Here is a 15,999-nt window from a genome sequence, read left to right on the forward strand (position 1 = left end):
CGATAGTGATGTCGCTGACGGGAGATTCGCCAGATGCTGGACTTGCGTGTTCACTTCCTTGAGGCCGATGGATCGCTTGCCCGTTGGCGCGAAGAGATTATGCGCCAGGTGTGCGACACGGCCGAGCGGGTCGGCGCGCGCGTCCCAGCCGCGGACAGTGCCGTTCCGATCGATATCGTCGTCGAAAACAGGCCGGGTGAGACCATTCCCGAACTTGGTGTGGCGGGCGGCTGTTATCGCCGAGGGCTCGTTTTCCTCACGCTCGATCCCGGCAACGACAATTTCGAAGCCAGTCTGGCTGCCGACGAATTGCGGAAAATGCTGACACATGAACTGCACCATTCCTTCCACCACGCGACCTGCGGCTACGGGTCCAAGCTGGGTGAAGCTCTGGTCACCGAAGGTCTTGCGGATGCTTTCGATGTCGAGATCAATGGCGGCGACGGTCATGCCTGGAACCACGCGATTACCGCGGGCGATTGGGCAGGTTTGCTGGAGCGTGCCGAGCGGGAACTCTGGGCGGAAAGCTACGATCATGCCGGCTGGTTCTTCGGCAGCGATCGCACACCGCCGCGCTGGGCCGGCTATACGATCGGCTATCACCTCGTGAAAACCTATCTCGCCGCGAACCCCGATGCACGCCCGTCGCAGATGACGGCGACGCCTGCATCGGTTGTCGTCGGCGAAGCCTGGGCGTTGTTGAAGGAAGGCCCACTGGCCGCCGCTTGAGCGGCTGGAGCGGGAAGACTGTGTGCGGTCTTCCGCCGGCATCCCGCCCCAAAACCATCGTGATCTATGCGTAAGGCGCCTCGTCGCGATCGCGGCCGGGCAACCTCCCGACGTCGCCGATCCAGGGCAGTGCCGAGGAACACCAGATCTGTGACCGCGGCCTGAGCTCCCGGCGCTGGTTGATCGTGCCGACCCGGATGCCGACTTCCAACGCGTCCTCGTCCGTGCCGGTCGTATAGATCGGCGAGCCGCAGTTCGGGCAGAAGAACTGCAGCCGCTGGCGACCGTTTTCAGCGATCTTGACGTAGAGCTTCGGTTCGCCGCCGGTCAGCCGGAAATTCTCACGCGCCGTGCCGGCGGTCACGCGATAGGCGGATCCCGTCAGTTGCTGGCAATCGGTGCAATGGCAGATGGCGACATCGGCAGGATCGATCTCGGCCTCATAGGTTACGTAGCCGCAGTGGCATTGCCCGTCGATATGCATGGAGGCCTCCCTGAAAGCAGGGAAGCTAGAGCGGAGCGGCAAAAAGTGTATGCCGCTTTCCGCGTTTGAGCTTGGAATGGCTCACGCCGGACGATCGACGACGGTCGCCAGTGGCCGGACCGGCTGGAAGCATGGTGCTGCGAGTGCGTAAGTATGAACTTACACGCCTGTGAAGAGCCACTCGTGTTCCGGGGCGTTGTGGAACTTCCAGGTACGCTTCGGTCCGGCCATGACGTTGAGATAATAGACGTCGTAGCCGTGTATTGCAGCCACGGGGTGATATCCCCTCGGCACCAGCGTTACGTCGCCGTCCTCGACCGCCATGGTCTCGTCCAGCGAGCGGTCGTCGGTGTAGACGCGCTGCATGGCGAAGCCCTGCGGCGGGTTCAGGCGGTGGTAATAGGTCTCTTCCAGGTAGCTCTCGGCCGGCAGGTCGTCCTGGTCGTGCTTGTGCGGCGGGTAGGAAGAGGTGTGGCCGCCGGGCGTGATCACCTCGACGACGAGCAGCGACTGCGCCGAGCCGTCATCCTCCGGCATGATGTTGGTGACGTAGCGGGTGTTGGTGCCCTTGCCGCGGGTCATCTGCGGATGCGTTCCCGGCGCGATCACCTTCGCCTTGAAGCCGTCGCCGCCCGGCGCAGAGCAGATGGCGAGGTCGAGGTCGGAGGCCGCCGTTGCCTGCCAGCGGCTGCCCTTCGGCACATAGACGGCATAGGGCTGGCCCTCGAACGGCGTCATGCGCTCGCCGAGCTCGCCGAAGCTTTCGCCGTCGACGGCAACTTTCGCCTTGCCGGAAACCAGCACCAGGCAGACTTCCCTGTCGCCGGTCTCGCCTTCGGTCGTCTCCCCGGCCTTCAACCGTTCGAGCGCGAAACCGACATAGGTCCAGCCGGCGCTCTCCGGCGTCACGTTTTGCATGAGGCCTGATTTGGCCTTCGGTTTGACGAGCAGCTTGGACATAGGACGGTCTCCAGGTCTTCGAATTTGCGGGGCTTGCCCTCTCCTCGGGTTTAACCCGAGGACTAACCCTCTCCCCGCAGGCGGGGAGAGGGGACGGTTGGAGCATGCCGCGAGCCTTTCCCTATTCGCAGGAAAAGCCTCAGACGGTGCGGCGTTTCCCATCTCCCCGCAAGCGGGGAGATGGTGGCGGCAGCCGGATGAGGGGCTCCCCTCACCGCGTGGATGAGGGGCATTCCCCGTCAAGCCCGGCAACCGAAAGCGCGGGCTTACTTGTCGAGCCCGGCTTCCTTGGCGAAGGCCTTCAGCGACTTCAGGCCGAGCGACTGGTACTCGAACGGGTTGCGCACGGCCGAATCCTGTTCCGCCTCGATCACCAGCCAGCCGGAATAATTGTGCTCGGCGGCGATTTTCAGGACGGGGAGGAAGTCGACGCCGCCCTCGCTGTCGCCCGGAACGGTGAAGACGCCACGGCGCACGCCTTCGAGGAAGGAGAGGCCTTCGCTCTCAACGACCTTACGAACGGCCGGGCGCACGTTCTTGCAATGGATGTGGCGGACGCGGTGCATGTATTTCCTCGCCACCTCGGCCGGATCGGAGCCGCCGAACCAGGCGTGGCCTGTGTCGAGCAGCAGCTTGGTGGCGGGACCGGTGTTCTGCATCAGCAGGTCGATTTCCTCGCCGGTCTGGACGATCGTGCCCATGTGGTGGTGGTAGACGAGGTCGATGCCTTGGTCGGCACAATACTCAGCGATCGCTTCGAGGTCGGCGCCGAACTTCTTCCACTGATCGGCCGGCAGCACCGGCTTGTCGTTGGTGACCGACTTGGTATCGTCGCCATGGATGGCGTTCGAGGTTTCGCAGACGATCGCCACCTTGCAGCCATTGTGCTTCAGGAGGTCGAGATGCGGCTGGATCGCCTTCTTCTCGGCTTCGACGTCATGGGTGAGCAGGTTGGTCGAGTGCCAGCCGGAAACGAAGACGAGATCGTAGGACGCGAGCTTCTGCTTCAGTGCCTCCGGATCAGCAGGCATCTTGTGGCCCTTCTCGATGCCGTCGAAGCCGATCTTCTGGCAATCGGAGAGGCAATCGTCGAGCGTCAGATGCGCGCCGATCGAATGATCGTCGTCATTGCTCCAGGCGATCGGGTTGGTTCCGTAGCGGATCATGTCGTTCACTTTCTGTCTGCTGAAGCGGTCGCTTCGTCGTTATCTGTTTTAGCACTCAGGCGGCCCCTCATCCGGCTGCCGCCACCTTCTCCCCGCAGGCGGGGAGAAGGGAAATGCCGCGCCCTCTGGTGTCCCCTCTCCCCGCGTGCGGGGAGAGGGCTAGGGTGAGGGGCCGTTCTCTCTGTTTCGTCCTCCCGGGCATTGCCCGACATGCAGAAGCGCTCGCGTACAAGAACGCGAGCGCTAACTTCTTGATCAGCCGAAGCGCTGGGCGGTGAGGGCTTTCTCGTAGCCCTCGCGCGCTTCATTCACCTGCTTGCGGCCGGAGACCTCCGGCACCGCGACATCCCACCAGTGGCCGCCGGCCTCGGTGGTGATCAGCGGATCGGTGTCGATGACGATGACGGTCGTGCGCGTCTCATTCGCGGTCTCCTTGAGTGCCGCTTCGAGCTCGGAGATCGAGCCGGCCTTGCGGGTGACGGCACCCATGGCGGCGGCATGCGCCGCGAAGTCGATCTGCGGCAGCTCCACGTGATGCGTGTCCTTCAGCAGATTGTTGAAGTTGGCGCCGCCGGTGCCCATCTGCAGCCGGTTGATGCAGCCATAGCCGGCATTGTCGAGCAGCACGATGGTGAACTTGGCGCCGAGCATGATCGAGGAGGCGATCTCCGAGTTCAGCATCATGTAGCTGCCGTCGCCGACCATGACGATGACGTCGCTTTCGGGCTTGGCAAGCTTGACGCCGAGGCCGCCGGCAACCTCGTAGCCCATGGTCGAGAAGCCGTATTCCATGTGGTAGCTGCCGGGCTCTTCCGCCTGCCAGAGCTTGTGGAGTTCGCCGGGCAGACCGCCTGCGGCGCAGACGAGCGTCGTGTTCTTGCCGCCGCGGGCGCGCTGCACGGCACCGATCACCTGGGCGTCGGAGGGAAGGGCCGCATTGGTCGTGGCCGTCGCCTTGTCGGCAGCCGTCAGCCATTCGGCCTTGCCGGCCTTCGCCTTGGCGGTCCAGCTCGGATCGGCCTTGTAGCTGCCAAGCCCGCCGGAGATGCGGTTGAGACCGGCGCGCGCATCGGCGATCAGCGGCAGGCCGTTGTGCTTGCCGGCATCGAAGGGCTGGACGTTGAGGCCGATGATCTTGAGGCCTTCGTTCTTGAAGAGCGCCCAGGAGCCGGTGGTGAAGTCCTGCAGGCGCGAGCCGACGGCGAGGACTACATCGGCTTCCTCGGCGAGCGCGTTGGAAGCGGAGGTTCCGGTGACGCCGACCGAACCCATGTTGAGCGAATGCGAGTGCGGCAGCGCCGACTTGCCGGCCTGCGTCTCGACGACCGGAATGCCGTGACGTTCGGCGAAGTCGCCGAGCTCCTTCGTCGCCTCCGAGTACAGCACGCCGCCGCCGGCGATGATGATGGGCTTCTTCGCTTGCTTGAGTGCCGCGACCGCAGCTGCCAATTCGTCGAGATCGGGCTCGATGCGGCGCGGCACCCAGACCTTCTCGTCGAAGAAGCTTTCCGGATAGTCATAGGCTTCCGCCTGCACGTCCTGGCAGAGCGACAGCGTCACCGGGCCGCAATCGGCGGGATCCGTCAGCACCTGCATGGCGCGGCGGAGCGCCGGAATGATCTGTTCGGGCCGGGTGATGCGGTCGAAATAGCGCGACACGGGACGGAAGCAGTCGTTTGCCGAGATCGTGCCGTCGCCGAAGCTTTCGACCTGCTGCAGCACCGGGTCAGGGCGGCGATTGGCGAAGACATCGCCGGGCAGGAGCAGCACCGGCAGGCGGTTGACATGGGCGAGTGCCGCCGAGGTCACCATGTTGAGCGCGCCGGGGCCGATCGAGGTGGTGCAGGCCATGAAGCGGCGGCGGAAGCTCGCCTTGGCGAAGGCGATTGCCGCGTTCGCCATGCCCTGCTCGTTCTGGGCGCGATAGGTCGGCAGTGTGTCCTTGATCGCATGCAGCGCTTCGCCCACGCCCGCGACATTGCCATGGCCGAAGATGGCGAAGACGCCGCCGAAAATCGGCACCCTCTTGCCATCGATGACGGTCATCTGGCGGGTCAGGAACCTTGCCACGGCCTGTGCCATGGTCAGGCGCACGGTCTTCTGGCTCATATTCTGTTTCCTCCTCGTGGCGGAATCGTCCCGTTCCACCTGTCTGCAGCATCGTCGACGATTGTCCTTCGACCCTATGCCGCCTTTGTTTCACCCAGTTGCAGCCAGAGATCCACCAGCGCCCCAAACTTTCCGGCCATGTCGGCGATCGCCTGCTCGTCGCTCATCGTACCGCCGAGCCAGGCCCTGCCGGCATCGGCGAAGATCGTGCGGCCGACGGCGAAGCCCCTGACGGTCTTCGAGGTACGGGCGGCTGCAAAGCCATCCTTGAGCTGCTCATAGGGCGCTTCGAGACCGAGCAGTACCACGCCGCGGCAGAGCGGATCGCGCGCCTCGATGACGGCGTCGATCGCCGCCCAGGCGCCGCGGCTTGCCTGCGGCTCGAGCTTCCACCAGTCCGGCTTGAGGCCGGCATCGTAGAGCTCGGTGAGAGCCCGCGGAATGGTTTGGTCGTCGAGGCTGCCGTGCTTGCCGGCAATGATCTCGATCAGGATTTCGCGGCCGACCTTGCGGGCGGCCTCGAAGGCCGAGCGAAGCTTCGCCACCTGCTGTGCCTTGAGTTCGGCCGGATCGTCCGGATGGTAGAAGGAAAGCACCTTGATGCAATGGTCGACGGGCCAATCGATCAGGCGGCTGCCGAGATCCTGGCTGAATTCGAACTGCAGCGGCCGCGAACCGGGAAGCTCGATCGGCTTTCCGATCCAGAAATCGCGGTATGCGCCGGCGGCATAAAGCGCGTCACGGCCGTATTTGTCGTCGATCAGCATGCCGAACCCGGAGCGGCCGGCTGCGACCTGTGCGGCCGCCTTGACTGCCAGCACCTTGAACGCCGGAATACGGTCAAGCAATGCCTGGTCGCCGGCGGCCATGTCTTCGAGCTGGCTGCGGTGGTCGATCGCAAGCGCCATCAGAAGCGGGATTTCGCGGCGACGGGTGGTCGCCCAATGCACGTGGTTGATCGCCTCGTCCTTGCGCAGTGCCCGTTCCTTGCTGCCGTTTTCGAGGAAGAACTGCAGTTCGGTCCAGGTCGGGATTTCCGGGGCGCAGAGCAGGCGCGAGACGGCGAAGGCGCCGCAGGCATTGGCCCAGGTGGCGGACGTCGCATGCGGTTCGTTCTTCAACCATCCGCGCAGGAAGCCGGACATGAAGGCGTCGCCGGCGCCGAGCACGTTGTAGACCTCGATCGGGAAGCCCTTGCCGACGATGCCGTCTTCGAGATCGTCGGTGATGGGACCGTCATAGACGATGCAGCCCATCGGCCCGCGCTTCAAGACGATCGTCGCCACGGAGAGCGAACGGATCGTCTTCAGCGCCTGCAGCAGGTCGCTTTCGCCCGAGGCGATCAGCACTTCCTCTTCGGTGCCGACGATCAGGTCGCAATCGGAAAGAACGGTTTTCAGATGGGCCGAAACGCGGTCGGACGCGATGTAGCGGCTTTCGCCGGCGTCATGGCCGGCCAGGCCCCAGAGGTTCGGGCGATAGTCGATGTCGAAGACGACCTTCGCGCCGTTTTCCTTGGCGATGCGGATCGCCTTGCGCTGGGCGGCATCGGTGTTCGGCTTGGAGAAATGCGTGCCGGAAACCAGGACGGCTCGGGCGGATCGGATGAACTCTTCCGAAACGTCGTCCTCGCACAGCGCATTGTCGGCACAGTTGTCGCGATAGAAGAGCAGCGGGAAGGACTTGTCGTTCTCGACGGCGAGGATGGCGAGCGCCGTCAGTCGCTCCGGATCGGTGACGATGCCGCGCGTCTCGACGCCTTCACGGGTGAGCTGCTCACGGATGAAACGGCCCATCTGCTCGTCGCCGACACGGGTCAGGAGCGCCGACTTCAGGCCGAGGCGGGCGGTGCCGACCGAGATGTTGCAGGGGCAGCCGCCGACCGATTTGGCAAAGCTCGAAACGTCTTCCAGGCGTGTGCCGATCTGCTGGCCATAGAGATCGACCGAAGCCCGGCCGATGGTGATCAGGTCGAGCGGTCTTGCTCCCTGTGCCGAAACGTTCTGGCTCACTGCTTCCTCCCCGCGGACACCTTGGCGGGCCCGACCATTTTCGTACTGTGGGTGATAGCGGTATGAAACATAAATTCCGACGTTTCGTCAATATGGAATTTTCATTCTATCCATTCCGTTCGGCCTGATCGCCCTCGGCAAGGCGCTGGCGCTTCTCGGCAATGGCGACCGTGAGCGCCATGGCAAACGCCATGCTGGCGGAAAGCGAACGGAAGCCGGCATGATCGGCCTCGACCAGTTCGAACCAGACCTTCGAGGATTCAGCCAGTGGCGAGAAGGCCGAATCCGTCAGCGACACCACCGGCACCTTGCGCTCGGCGAGCAACCGCGCCTGGGCTGCACTTTCGGATGCATAGGGCGAGAAGCTGACGGCAAACGCTGCGTCGTTTTTCGTCGCCATCGCCAGCATGTCGTCGTCGATGCCGGCGGCCGTGCCGACGAGCTGATACCTCACCTTCAGCTTGCCGAAGGCATAGGCCATGTAGCTGGAGATCGGGTAGGAGCGGCGCTTGGCGATCAGGTAGATCGTGTCTGCCTTGGCCAGGATATCGACAGCGCGCTCGAAGGCTTCGGGATCGACGGACGAGGCGATGTTGTCGAGCGAGCGGTGGGCGGCAGCGACGAAACCGTTGAAGATCGAGCCGCTTTCGAGCTTGCTGTGGTCATTGGCGCTCAGGGCCTTCAACCGGTCTTCATAGCCGGGCGTGCGCTCGCGCAGGCGCGCGCGAAAGATCTGCTGCAGGCTGGAAAAGCCTTCGAAGCCGAAATGCTGGGCGAAGCGCACCAGCGTCGAGGGCTGTACCTCGGCGGAGGTTGCGATGCTCGCCGCCGTGCCGAAGGCGATCTCGTCGGGATTGTCGAGCGAATAGGCGGCCACCTGGCGCAGCCGTTTCGGCAGCTCCGCCTTGCGTTCCAGAATGGCGGCCTTCAGCGCCTCGAAATCCTGCGGGACCTCTGTCGTCGTTTCCGGCATGGCCATGTCTCGTCCGTCTCCCTCGGTCTTAGGTATGGTTCGTGAACCTCACCCTAATCGATTAGTTGGGAACGGCATAGAACAGGCATTCCATTTTTCTGCTCTTGTCTAAATATGTACCCATTCGTTGGTCTTGGCCGACTGATAGGTCGCCGAAAGCACCTTCTGCACCTCGTAGCCTTCGCGGAAATCGGTCGAGGGCGACGTGCCGCCGGCAATGGCGTCGAGGAATTCCTTGACCTCGATCGCCTTCAGGTCGTTGAAGCCGATCTGGTGGCCGGGTGCCACGCAGAAGGCGCCATAGGGCGGATGTTCAGGCCCCGCCCAGATGGTGCGGAAGCCGCGGCTGCGGATGTCGTCGCCGGTCTTGTAGAGGCGGATCTCGTTCAGCCGCTCCTGCGTGAAGACGATACTGCCCTTCGAACCGTAGATCTCGAAATCGTGTTGCATCTTGCGGCCCGTCGCGATCCAGCTCGCCTCGAAGCTGCCGGTGGCGCCATTCTCAAAGCGCACGAAGGCGCGGGTGATGTCGTCCACTTCGACCGCGCGGGTCTCGCCGGCGCCGGCGGCGATCGGGCGTTCCGGGATCTGGATGATGGTCTCGGCGAGCACCGACTTGATCGGGCCGACGAGGTGGCGCATGGAGGCAATGATGTGGCTGCCGATATCGGCAAGCGCGCCGCCGCCGCTTGCCGGGTTCAGGCGCCAGCCCCACGGCACGTTCGCATCGGCCATGAAGTCTTCCGCATGGATACCGCGCATCGAGCGGATCTCGCCGATCTCGCCGCTTTCGATGATCTCCTTGGCGAGGAAGATCAGCGGGTTCTTGAGATAGTTGAAGCCGACCTGGGTGACGACGCCGGCCTTCTCGGCCGCCTCGACCATCTCCCGGCATTCGGCGACGGTCGGCGCGAGCGGCTTTTCGCAATAGACATGCTTGCCATGGGCGATTGCCGCCAGCGCCATCTCCTTGTGCAGGAGGTTCGGCGTGGTGATGTCGATGATGTCGATATCCGGATCGGTGAGTAGTTCGCGCCAGTCGGCGGTCGCCTTGCGGAAGCCGAGCTGGCCGCGGGCCCGTTCGGCGCTCTCGACGGTGACGTCGGCGACCGAAACGAGGTCGAGCTCGAAGGGCAGGTCGAAGACCCGCGCCGCGATGGTGAAGCCGAGCGCATGGGCCTTGCCCATGAAGCCCGTGCCGATCAGGCCGATCCCGAGTTTGCGCTTGCTGCCCATCTTGAATTCCTCCCTGGCCGTATTGGCTCGAAATGAAATGTTTTGTGCATGATTTGTCAATATGGAATATTTATTCGAAATAGCGCGTAGGTCCGGGTCTGTGTCGGCGGAAACAGCCAAATCTGTGCGTTCCGGCCAGGATGATCTTGACGAAGGGGGAATGTGTTAACGCATTTTTACCATGTTCCGTTGGAACATCGCGCTTCGTCATGGTTAACGAATCGCCTCTGCGTGAACGGGGCGAAGCTGGAGTGAAATCAGCATGTGCCGCTGGGCAGCCTATCGCGGGGAGCCGCTCTATCTCGAGGAACTGGTGACCTCTCCGGCGCACTCGCTGATCGAACAATCCCACTGCGCGACACGGGCAAAGACCGCCACCAATGGCGACGGCTTCGGCGTCGCCTGGTATGGCGATCACCCGGAGCCCGGGCGCTACCGCGATATCCTGCCGGCCTGGTCCGACTGCAACTTGAAGAGCATCGCCCGGCAGATCCGCTCGCCGCTCTTCCTCGCCCATGTGCGCGCCGCGACCGGCGGCGGCACGCGGCGCGACAACTGTCATCCGTTCGTCTTCGGCCGCTGGTCCTTCATGCACAACGGCCAGATCGGCGACTTCGAGCATCTGCGCCGGCCGATGGAGAGCATGCTCGACAACGACCTCTATTCGGCACGCACCGGCACGACGGATTCGGAACTCCTGTTCCTGCTGGCGATGCAGTTCGGGCTCGACCGTGATCCGCTGGGCGCCATTGCCGAAGCGCTCGCCTTCGTCGAACAGCTTGCAGAGCACCTTGAGCGGCAAGTCTTGGTCCGTTTCACCGCCGCCTTTTCCGATGGCCACGATCTCTACGCCGTGCGCTATGCCTCCGACTGGAAGGCGCCGACGCTCTACGCCGCACCGATGGGCCCGAGCGGCGGCTATTGCCTCGTCTCCGAGCCGCTCAATGACGATGACAACGCCTGGGTCGAAATCCCCGACGGCACGGCGGTTATCGTCGGCGAAAACGGTGTCGATGTCCGGCTGTTTTCAACCAAAGGCGCGCCGGTCAGGTCGCGTCAGATGGCGTGAGGCATTGAGGCCCCTCATCCGGCTGCCGCCACCTTCTCCCCGCAGGCGGGGAGAAGGAGACCCGCGGCGCTCGCTCGACCGCAAAGCAACCCTTCGCGATTTGTACCCTCTAACGACGGAACCTCTGTCGCCTAACCACAAAGTGGGGCGTTTGCCACGTCCCCTCGCCCCGCTTGCGGGGAGAGGGTTAGGGTGAGGGGCATCGGCCCCCGACGATCGATTGTTTAGCCCCGTTCCTTCCGCGCCAGTTCGGCCGCAACCATCGCCGCAAGCTTCTCGGCCACCGCGTCTTTGTCCATCTCCGGCCAGTCGTCGTTACCGGCAGCCGAGATCAGCTTCACCTTGTTGCGATCGCCGCCCATGATGCCGGTCGCCGGCGAGACGTCATTGGCGAGGATGAAGTCGGCGCCCTTGCGTTCGAGCTTGGCGCGGCCGTTATCGGCGACGTTTTCCGTCTCGGCGGCAAAGCCGATCACCAGTTTCGGCCGCTTGGCGTGATGCCCGACCGTCTTCAGGATATCGGGGTTTTCGGCAAGCCGGAGTGGCGGCGGGGCTTCGCCCGGCTTCTTCTTGATCTTGTTGCCGGCAGCCGTCGCCACCCGCCAGTCGGCAACGGCGGCAACCATGACGGCGACATCGGCGGGGAGGGCGGCAAGCACCGCATCACGCATTTCCTCGGCCCGCTCCACATGCACGACCTTGACACCCGCCGGATCCGGGATCGTCACCGGGCCGGAGACCAGCGTGACGTTTGCGCCCAGTTTCGCGAGCGCAGCGGCGATTGCATGGCCCTGCTTGCCGGAGGAGCGGTTGGCGATGTAGCGCACCGGATCGATCGGCTCATGCGTCGGCCCGGAGGTGACGATGACACTGCGTCCGGCAAGCGGTTTCGGCGCGCCCGCGAGAAGATCCTCGACGGCCGCCACGATCGAAAGCGGCTCGCTCATGCGCCCTTCTCCGGCCTCGCCGCTTTCCGCCATCTCGCCGGCCTCCGGACCGATGAAGCGGATGCCGTCCCTGGCAAGCGTCGCGCGGTTGCGGCGCGTGGCCGGATGCGCCCACATCTTCGGGTTCATCGCCGGCGCAACCAGCACGGGCCGGTCGGTCGCAAGCAGGATGGTGGAGGCAAGATCGTCGGCGTGGCCGTTCGCCATCTTCGCCATCAGGTCGGCAGTTGCCGGCGCAACGACGACGAGGTCGCACTCGCGCGCCAGCCGGATATGACCGACATCCTGTTCGTCCTCGCGCGAAAAGAGGTCGAGATAGACATGCGAGGCGGAAAGCGCGCCGACGGCAAGCGGCGTCACGAATTGCTGCGCGCCTGAGGTCATCACCGGCCGCACGCTCGCGCCGCGTTCGCGCAGCCGGCGGATGAGATCGAGGCTCTTATAAGCCGCGATGCCGCCGGAGATGATCAGGAGAATGCGCTTGCGCGACAGTGTCATTTGCAACCGGCCTTTCGGCCGCCCTCTTGCCCGGCATGGGCCGCCGGGTCTTACGCGATACCAGAACTCTCGATGCGGCTCGTCTCGCGGGCCTGCCTGAAATGGAACCTACTTGAGCGACCCGGTCGGTGCAATGCGTGGTCGAAGATGACAGCGGCCACTTCAAGCGCTTCAACGACGAGTACGGTCACGATGCCGGTAACGCGCAGCATTCGCGCCTCTGGCCTGACCTTCGGCAAGGGTGCCGAGCGGCGCAGCCACGCCTGACCTCTGGTCGTCGCTGCTTCGAAGTCGCCTTGAAACGGGCGCATTCGATGCTATCTATGACGCCGATAGAAATTTGAACAGGATACACGCATCGATGGATTTCACCCTGACCGCCAAGCCGAACCGTCTTGCCATCAGGGAAAACCGTATCCATGCCTGCTTCGATTTCACTCTCCCAACTTTCGTGGTCCACGCCTGAGGGCCGAAGCCTCTTTTCCGATCTCGACCTGACCTTCGGTCCGCTGCGCACCGGCCTTGTCGGCCGCAACGGCGTCGGCAAATCCACGCTCCTGCGCTTGATCGAAGGTTCGCTGGTGCCGCAGACAGGCAGGGTCTCCGTCGAAGGCAGCCTTGGCGTCTTGAGCCAGACGGTGCAGGTCGCGGCCGATGAGACCGTAGCCGACCTCTTCGGCGTCTCCAGGGCGCTCGCCGTCCTCAAGCGAGCGGAAGAGGGGTTGGCCAGTATGGACGAACTTGCCGTCGCCGACTGGACGCTCGAATCCCGGCTGGAGGCCGCGCTCGCCCGCGTCGGTCTCGACGCTGCGGCAGAGACGCGCCTTGCCGCCCTTTCCGGCGGCCAGATGACGCGTGTGAAACTCGCGGCCCTCGTCTTCCAGGAGCCGGATTTCATCCTGCTCGACGAACCCACCAACAGTCTCGACCGTGAAGGGCGAGCCGCCGTTGCCGCGTTGATGGCCGGTTGGCGCGGCGGCGCCATTGTCGTCAGCCACGATCGCGAACTCCTGGAAACGATGGACGCGATCGTCGAACTGACGACGCTTGGCACGACGACCTATGGCGGCAATTGGAGCCACTACCGCGAGCGCAAGGCGATCGAGCTGGCCTCGACCCGCCACGATCTGGCCGATGCCGAGCGGCGTCTGGCCGAAGTCGAGCGCAAGGCCCAGGAAACGGCCGAACGCAAGGCGCGCAAGGATGCCGCCGGCCGCCGCAAGCGCGCCAAGGGCGACGAACCATTGCTGCTTCTCGACGCCAGGAAGGAGCGTAGCGAGAAGACCGGCGGCGACAATGCCCGCCTGGCCGAACGCCGGCGCGATCAGGCGGTCGGGGACCTGGCAGACGCGCGGGAACGCATCGAGATCCTGCAGCCGCTGATCGTTCGCCTTCCTCCGACCGGGCTCCCCGCCGGGCGCAGCGTGCTGCAGATCGGCGATGCCAGCGTGGGCTATGAGGCGGGGAAGCCTGTTGTCGATCGCCTGTCGCTTTCGATCGTCGGACCGGAGCGCGTCGCGCTCACCGGCCGCAACGGCTCCGGCAAGACGACACTCTTGTCGCTATTGACCGGCGAACTTCAGCCGTGGTCGGGCAGCACCCGGGTGTTGGTCGCTTACGCCATGCTCGATCAGCGGGTGAGCCTGCTCGATCCCGCGCTCTCGATCCGCGACAATTTCCGACGCATCAACCCTGGAGCAAGCGAGAATGCCTGCCGCGCGGCGTTGGCTCGCTTCATGTTCCGGGCGGATGCGGCCCTGCAGGTCGTCTCGAGCCTCACGGGCGGCCAGATGCTGCGCGCCGGTCTCGCCTGCGTGCTCGGTGGTAGTAGCCCGCCGCAACTCCTGATCCTCGACGAGCCGACCAACCATCTGGACATTGATTCGATTGAGGCGGTCGAGGCGGGCTTGCAGGCCTATGACGGCGCGCTGCTGGTCGTCAGCCACGACCACACCTTTCTGGAGGCGATCGGGATCACGCGGCGCATTGAGCTTTCTTGATCGTGCCGGTAGCCGCGCGGATCATTCCGCCCACTGCACCTCTCCGGTGAAGGCGATCGTCAGCCAGCGGTCGTGGCCGGGGTCGCCGATCTCTACACCGATCTCGGCACGAATCCGATCGAGCTCGGCGAGCGTGCCGACCTTGGTTTCCGGCGTGCCGATCAGATAGATCTCGATCATCTTGGATCGCCCGACCTTGGCGACATAGGTGCGATAATCGGCAAAGCCGTGGCGCGCGACGGCGTTGGCGGCCGCCTGACGCACGCGCTCGTCGAGTTCGGCGGGCGCGACCAGGAAGATCTCCTTCAATGCCTGGAAGACCGTGCGGATCGGCAGCGGGATCAGGCAGAGCGTCAGCACGATCAGGATCGTCGGGTCGACATAGGGCGTCCAGTGCGCGTAAGCCGTGCCCTTCAGCGTGGCCGCGGTCAGGAATGCGATCAGGAGGGCGGCCGTGATCACGCCGGACATCGCCCAGGCGCGCACGTCGAGCGCCAGGAACTCCGAACCGATCGGCCGGTTCGCCCGGCGTATGTAGAAGAACATGACGAGGCAGATCACGACGACGACGGCGGCATAGGCGATCGCCCAGTCGAAGGCGAGCTGGTTTCCGCCCGACAGAATTGACCCTACGGCGTTCACCATCGCGTAGAACGAAAGCAGTGTAAGCAGCCCGGCATTGAAGAGCAGCACCATCGGCTCGATGTGCCAGAAGCCCATCTGGAACCGCTTGCTCTGCTTCGGGATCAGCTGCGTCACGCCGAGCGCCAGCAGCGTCATGGAGGCGTCGACGGCGGAGAACACCCCGTCGAACACGATCGAGACCGATCCGGACAACAGGCCGAACAGCACGCCCGTCGTGCCGACGACGATGGTCGCGGCGATCGATCGTTTGAGCACAGCCTGCTCGGTCGGAGCCGTCATGATGTTGTTTTTACTCCTGTTTCGGTGCGGCGCCGTAGGTTGGCATGCGAAATGGTGGCAGCCAATGCAAACATTGCGTTTCGCCCCTTCGTAGCACAGTCGCCGCGCGTGCGCGCCAATAAAGCTCAGCGTTGTGTTTCGAGGGTTGCACGCTCAGTATTGCCGGAGGTCACCCGTGGCGAATGACGTGGAGGGGAAATGCTTGGCGAAATGTTTCTTGGTGCCCTGTTTGTCTTGGGTACGGTCGGCCTGACGCTCGCGGCCTATTTCCTGATGCGGCTGATCATGGGCGGCGAGGCGGAAGGGCACGAAAAGGAACTTGCGAGTTCGGTCATCTTCCGCATCTCCGCGCTGCATGGCCTGATCCTCGCGCTCGTCTTCGCGCAGGAGATGGTCGAATACCAGCAGCTCAAGTACGAAATGGCGACGGAAGCCGGTGCGATCGCCGACATTTTCTACGATGCCGAGCGTTATAGTGAAGCCATCAAGGCGCCGATCCAGCAGGCGATCGCCGCCTACGCGGACCAGGTGATCGATGGCGAATGGCAGTCGCTGGCGGACAAGGGTCGGCTTTCACCCGAGGCCTGGGTTCAATGGGATCGTGCCTACCAGCAGGTGCTGAACCTCGTTCCGGCCGACAAGCGCCAGGAGAGCCTGCGCAGCCAGATGCTGGAGCGGCTGCATGACATCTCGCAAAGTCGAACCAAGCGGGAAAGCAACGTCGCGGACTCGATCGACAGCATCTTCTGGTTCGCGGCGCTTTCCGGCGTCATCTTCATTGCGCTCGCCTATTATTCCTTCCCGCCGATGCGGCGCAATCTGCTGCTGCTTTGTCTCTTCGGCGCCTAATACCGGCATCATCCTGTTCCTGATCTATGCCTTCTCGAATCCG

General features: G+C 64.0%; 14 protein-coding genes. 4 read left to right on the forward strand and 10 right to left on the reverse strand.

Going from position 1 to position 15,999, the window contains the following annotated elements; translation table 11 throughout:
- Positions 1 to 33 precede the first annotated feature (33 nt).
- Positions 34 to 729 carry a DUF2268 domain-containing putative Zn-dependent protease gene (locus BHMPCIPO_RS02470; protein WP_173515300.1) on the forward strand — a complete coding sequence of 232 codons (696 nt, stop codon included), beginning with the start codon at positions 34 to 36 and terminating at the stop codon, positions 727 to 729.
- Between the two features lie 64 nt (positions 730 to 793).
- Here the strand turns inward: BHMPCIPO_RS02470 and BHMPCIPO_RS02475 are convergent, their stop codons facing one another.
- The 7 genes from BHMPCIPO_RS02475 to BHMPCIPO_RS02505 all read right to left on the reverse strand — a co-directional run bounded on the left by BHMPCIPO_RS02475 (position 794) and on the right by BHMPCIPO_RS02505 (position 9,669).
- Entirely contained in the window at positions 794 to 1,213 is a 420-nt protein-coding gene (locus BHMPCIPO_RS02475; protein WP_173515301.1) for a GFA family protein, read from the reverse strand.
- A gap of 159 nt (positions 1,214 to 1,372) precedes the next feature.
- Positions 1,373 to 2,173: a 5-deoxy-glucuronate isomerase gene (iolB, locus tag BHMPCIPO_RS02480; RefSeq protein WP_173515302.1), complete on the reverse strand. Its 801-nt coding sequence runs from the start codon at positions 2,171 to 2,173 to the stop codon at positions 1,373 to 1,375.
- 266 nt (positions 2,174 to 2,439) lie between these two features.
- Complete coding sequence (iolE, locus tag BHMPCIPO_RS02485) at positions 2,440 to 3,339, reverse strand: myo-inosose-2 dehydratase (protein ID WP_173518060.1); 900 nt, start codon at positions 3,337 to 3,339, stop codon at positions 2,440 to 2,442.
- A gap of 255 nt (positions 3,340 to 3,594) precedes the next feature.
- Complete coding sequence (iolD, locus tag BHMPCIPO_RS02490; protein ID WP_173515303.1) at positions 3,595 to 5,448, reverse strand: 3D-(3,5/4)-trihydroxycyclohexane-1,2-dione acylhydrolase (decyclizing); 1,854 nt, start codon at positions 5,446 to 5,448, stop codon at positions 3,595 to 3,597.
- 74 nt (positions 5,449 to 5,522) lie between these two features.
- Entirely contained in the window at positions 5,523 to 7,460 is a 1,938-nt protein-coding gene (locus BHMPCIPO_RS02495; protein WP_173515304.1) for a bifunctional 5-dehydro-2-deoxygluconokinase/5-dehydro-2-deoxyphosphogluconate aldolase, read from the reverse strand.
- A gap of 106 nt (positions 7,461 to 7,566) precedes the next feature.
- Positions 7,567 to 8,439: a MurR/RpiR family transcriptional regulator gene (locus tag BHMPCIPO_RS02500; RefSeq protein ID WP_173515305.1), complete on the reverse strand. Its 873-nt coding sequence runs from the start codon at positions 8,437 to 8,439 to the stop codon at positions 7,567 to 7,569.
- Between the two features lie 102 nt (positions 8,440 to 8,541).
- Positions 8,542 to 9,669: a Gfo/Idh/MocA family protein gene (locus BHMPCIPO_RS02505; RefSeq protein ID WP_173515306.1), complete on the reverse strand. Its 1,128-nt coding sequence runs from the start codon at positions 9,667 to 9,669 to the stop codon at positions 8,542 to 8,544.
- Positions 9,670 to 9,931: 262 nt separating this feature from the next.
- On the opposite strand from BHMPCIPO_RS02505, the gene BHMPCIPO_RS02510 reads away from it, so the two are divergent.
- The gene (locus tag BHMPCIPO_RS02510; protein ID WP_173515307.1) at positions 9,932 to 10,738 is read left to right on the forward strand and encodes a class II glutamine amidotransferase; all 807 of its coding nucleotides are present in this window, start codon (positions 9,932 to 9,934) and stop codon (positions 10,736 to 10,738) included.
- Positions 10,739 to 10,962: 224 nt separating this feature from the next.
- Here BHMPCIPO_RS02510 and coaBC read toward each other — a convergent pair whose 3' ends face one another.
- A complete protein-coding gene (coaBC, locus tag BHMPCIPO_RS02515; RefSeq protein WP_173515308.1) occupies positions 10,963 to 12,183 on the reverse strand; it encodes a bifunctional phosphopantothenoylcysteine decarboxylase/phosphopantothenate--cysteine ligase CoaBC in 1,221 nt (406 codons plus the stop codon).
- 50 nt (positions 12,184 to 12,233) lie between these two features.
- A complete protein-coding gene (locus BHMPCIPO_RS02520; protein WP_173515309.1) occupies positions 12,234 to 12,494 on the reverse strand; it encodes a hypothetical protein in 261 nt (86 codons plus the stop codon).
- Between the two features lie 108 nt (positions 12,495 to 12,602).
- Here BHMPCIPO_RS02520 and BHMPCIPO_RS02525 point away from each other — a divergent pair, with 108 nt between their 5' ends.
- Positions 12,603 to 14,183 (forward strand): ABC-F family ATP-binding cassette domain-containing protein, encoded by a 1,581-nt coding sequence (locus BHMPCIPO_RS02525; RefSeq protein WP_173515310.1) that lies wholly within the window; start codon positions 12,603 to 12,605, stop codon positions 14,181 to 14,183.
- 21 nt (positions 14,184 to 14,204) lie between these two features.
- On the opposite strand, the gene BHMPCIPO_RS02530 is transcribed toward BHMPCIPO_RS02525, so the two are convergent.
- Positions 14,205 to 15,107 carry a cation diffusion facilitator family transporter gene (locus tag BHMPCIPO_RS02530; RefSeq protein ID WP_173515311.1) on the reverse strand — a complete coding sequence of 301 codons (903 nt, stop codon included), beginning with the start codon at positions 15,105 to 15,107 and terminating at the stop codon, positions 14,205 to 14,207.
- Positions 15,108 to 15,305: 198 nt separating this feature from the next.
- Between BHMPCIPO_RS02530 and BHMPCIPO_RS02535 the strand changes: the two genes are divergently transcribed.
- Positions 15,306 to 15,956, forward strand: a complete 651-nt coding sequence (locus BHMPCIPO_RS02535) for a bestrophin-like domain (RefSeq protein WP_246304247.1) — start codon at positions 15,306 to 15,308, stop codon at positions 15,954 to 15,956.
- Positions 15,957 to 15,999: the final 43 nt, after the last annotated feature.

Source organism: Ensifer sesbaniae, assembly GCF_013283665.1.
In the GTDB taxonomy this organism is placed as follows: Bacteria; Pseudomonadota; Alphaproteobacteria; order Rhizobiales; family Rhizobiaceae; genus Ensifer; species Ensifer sesbaniae.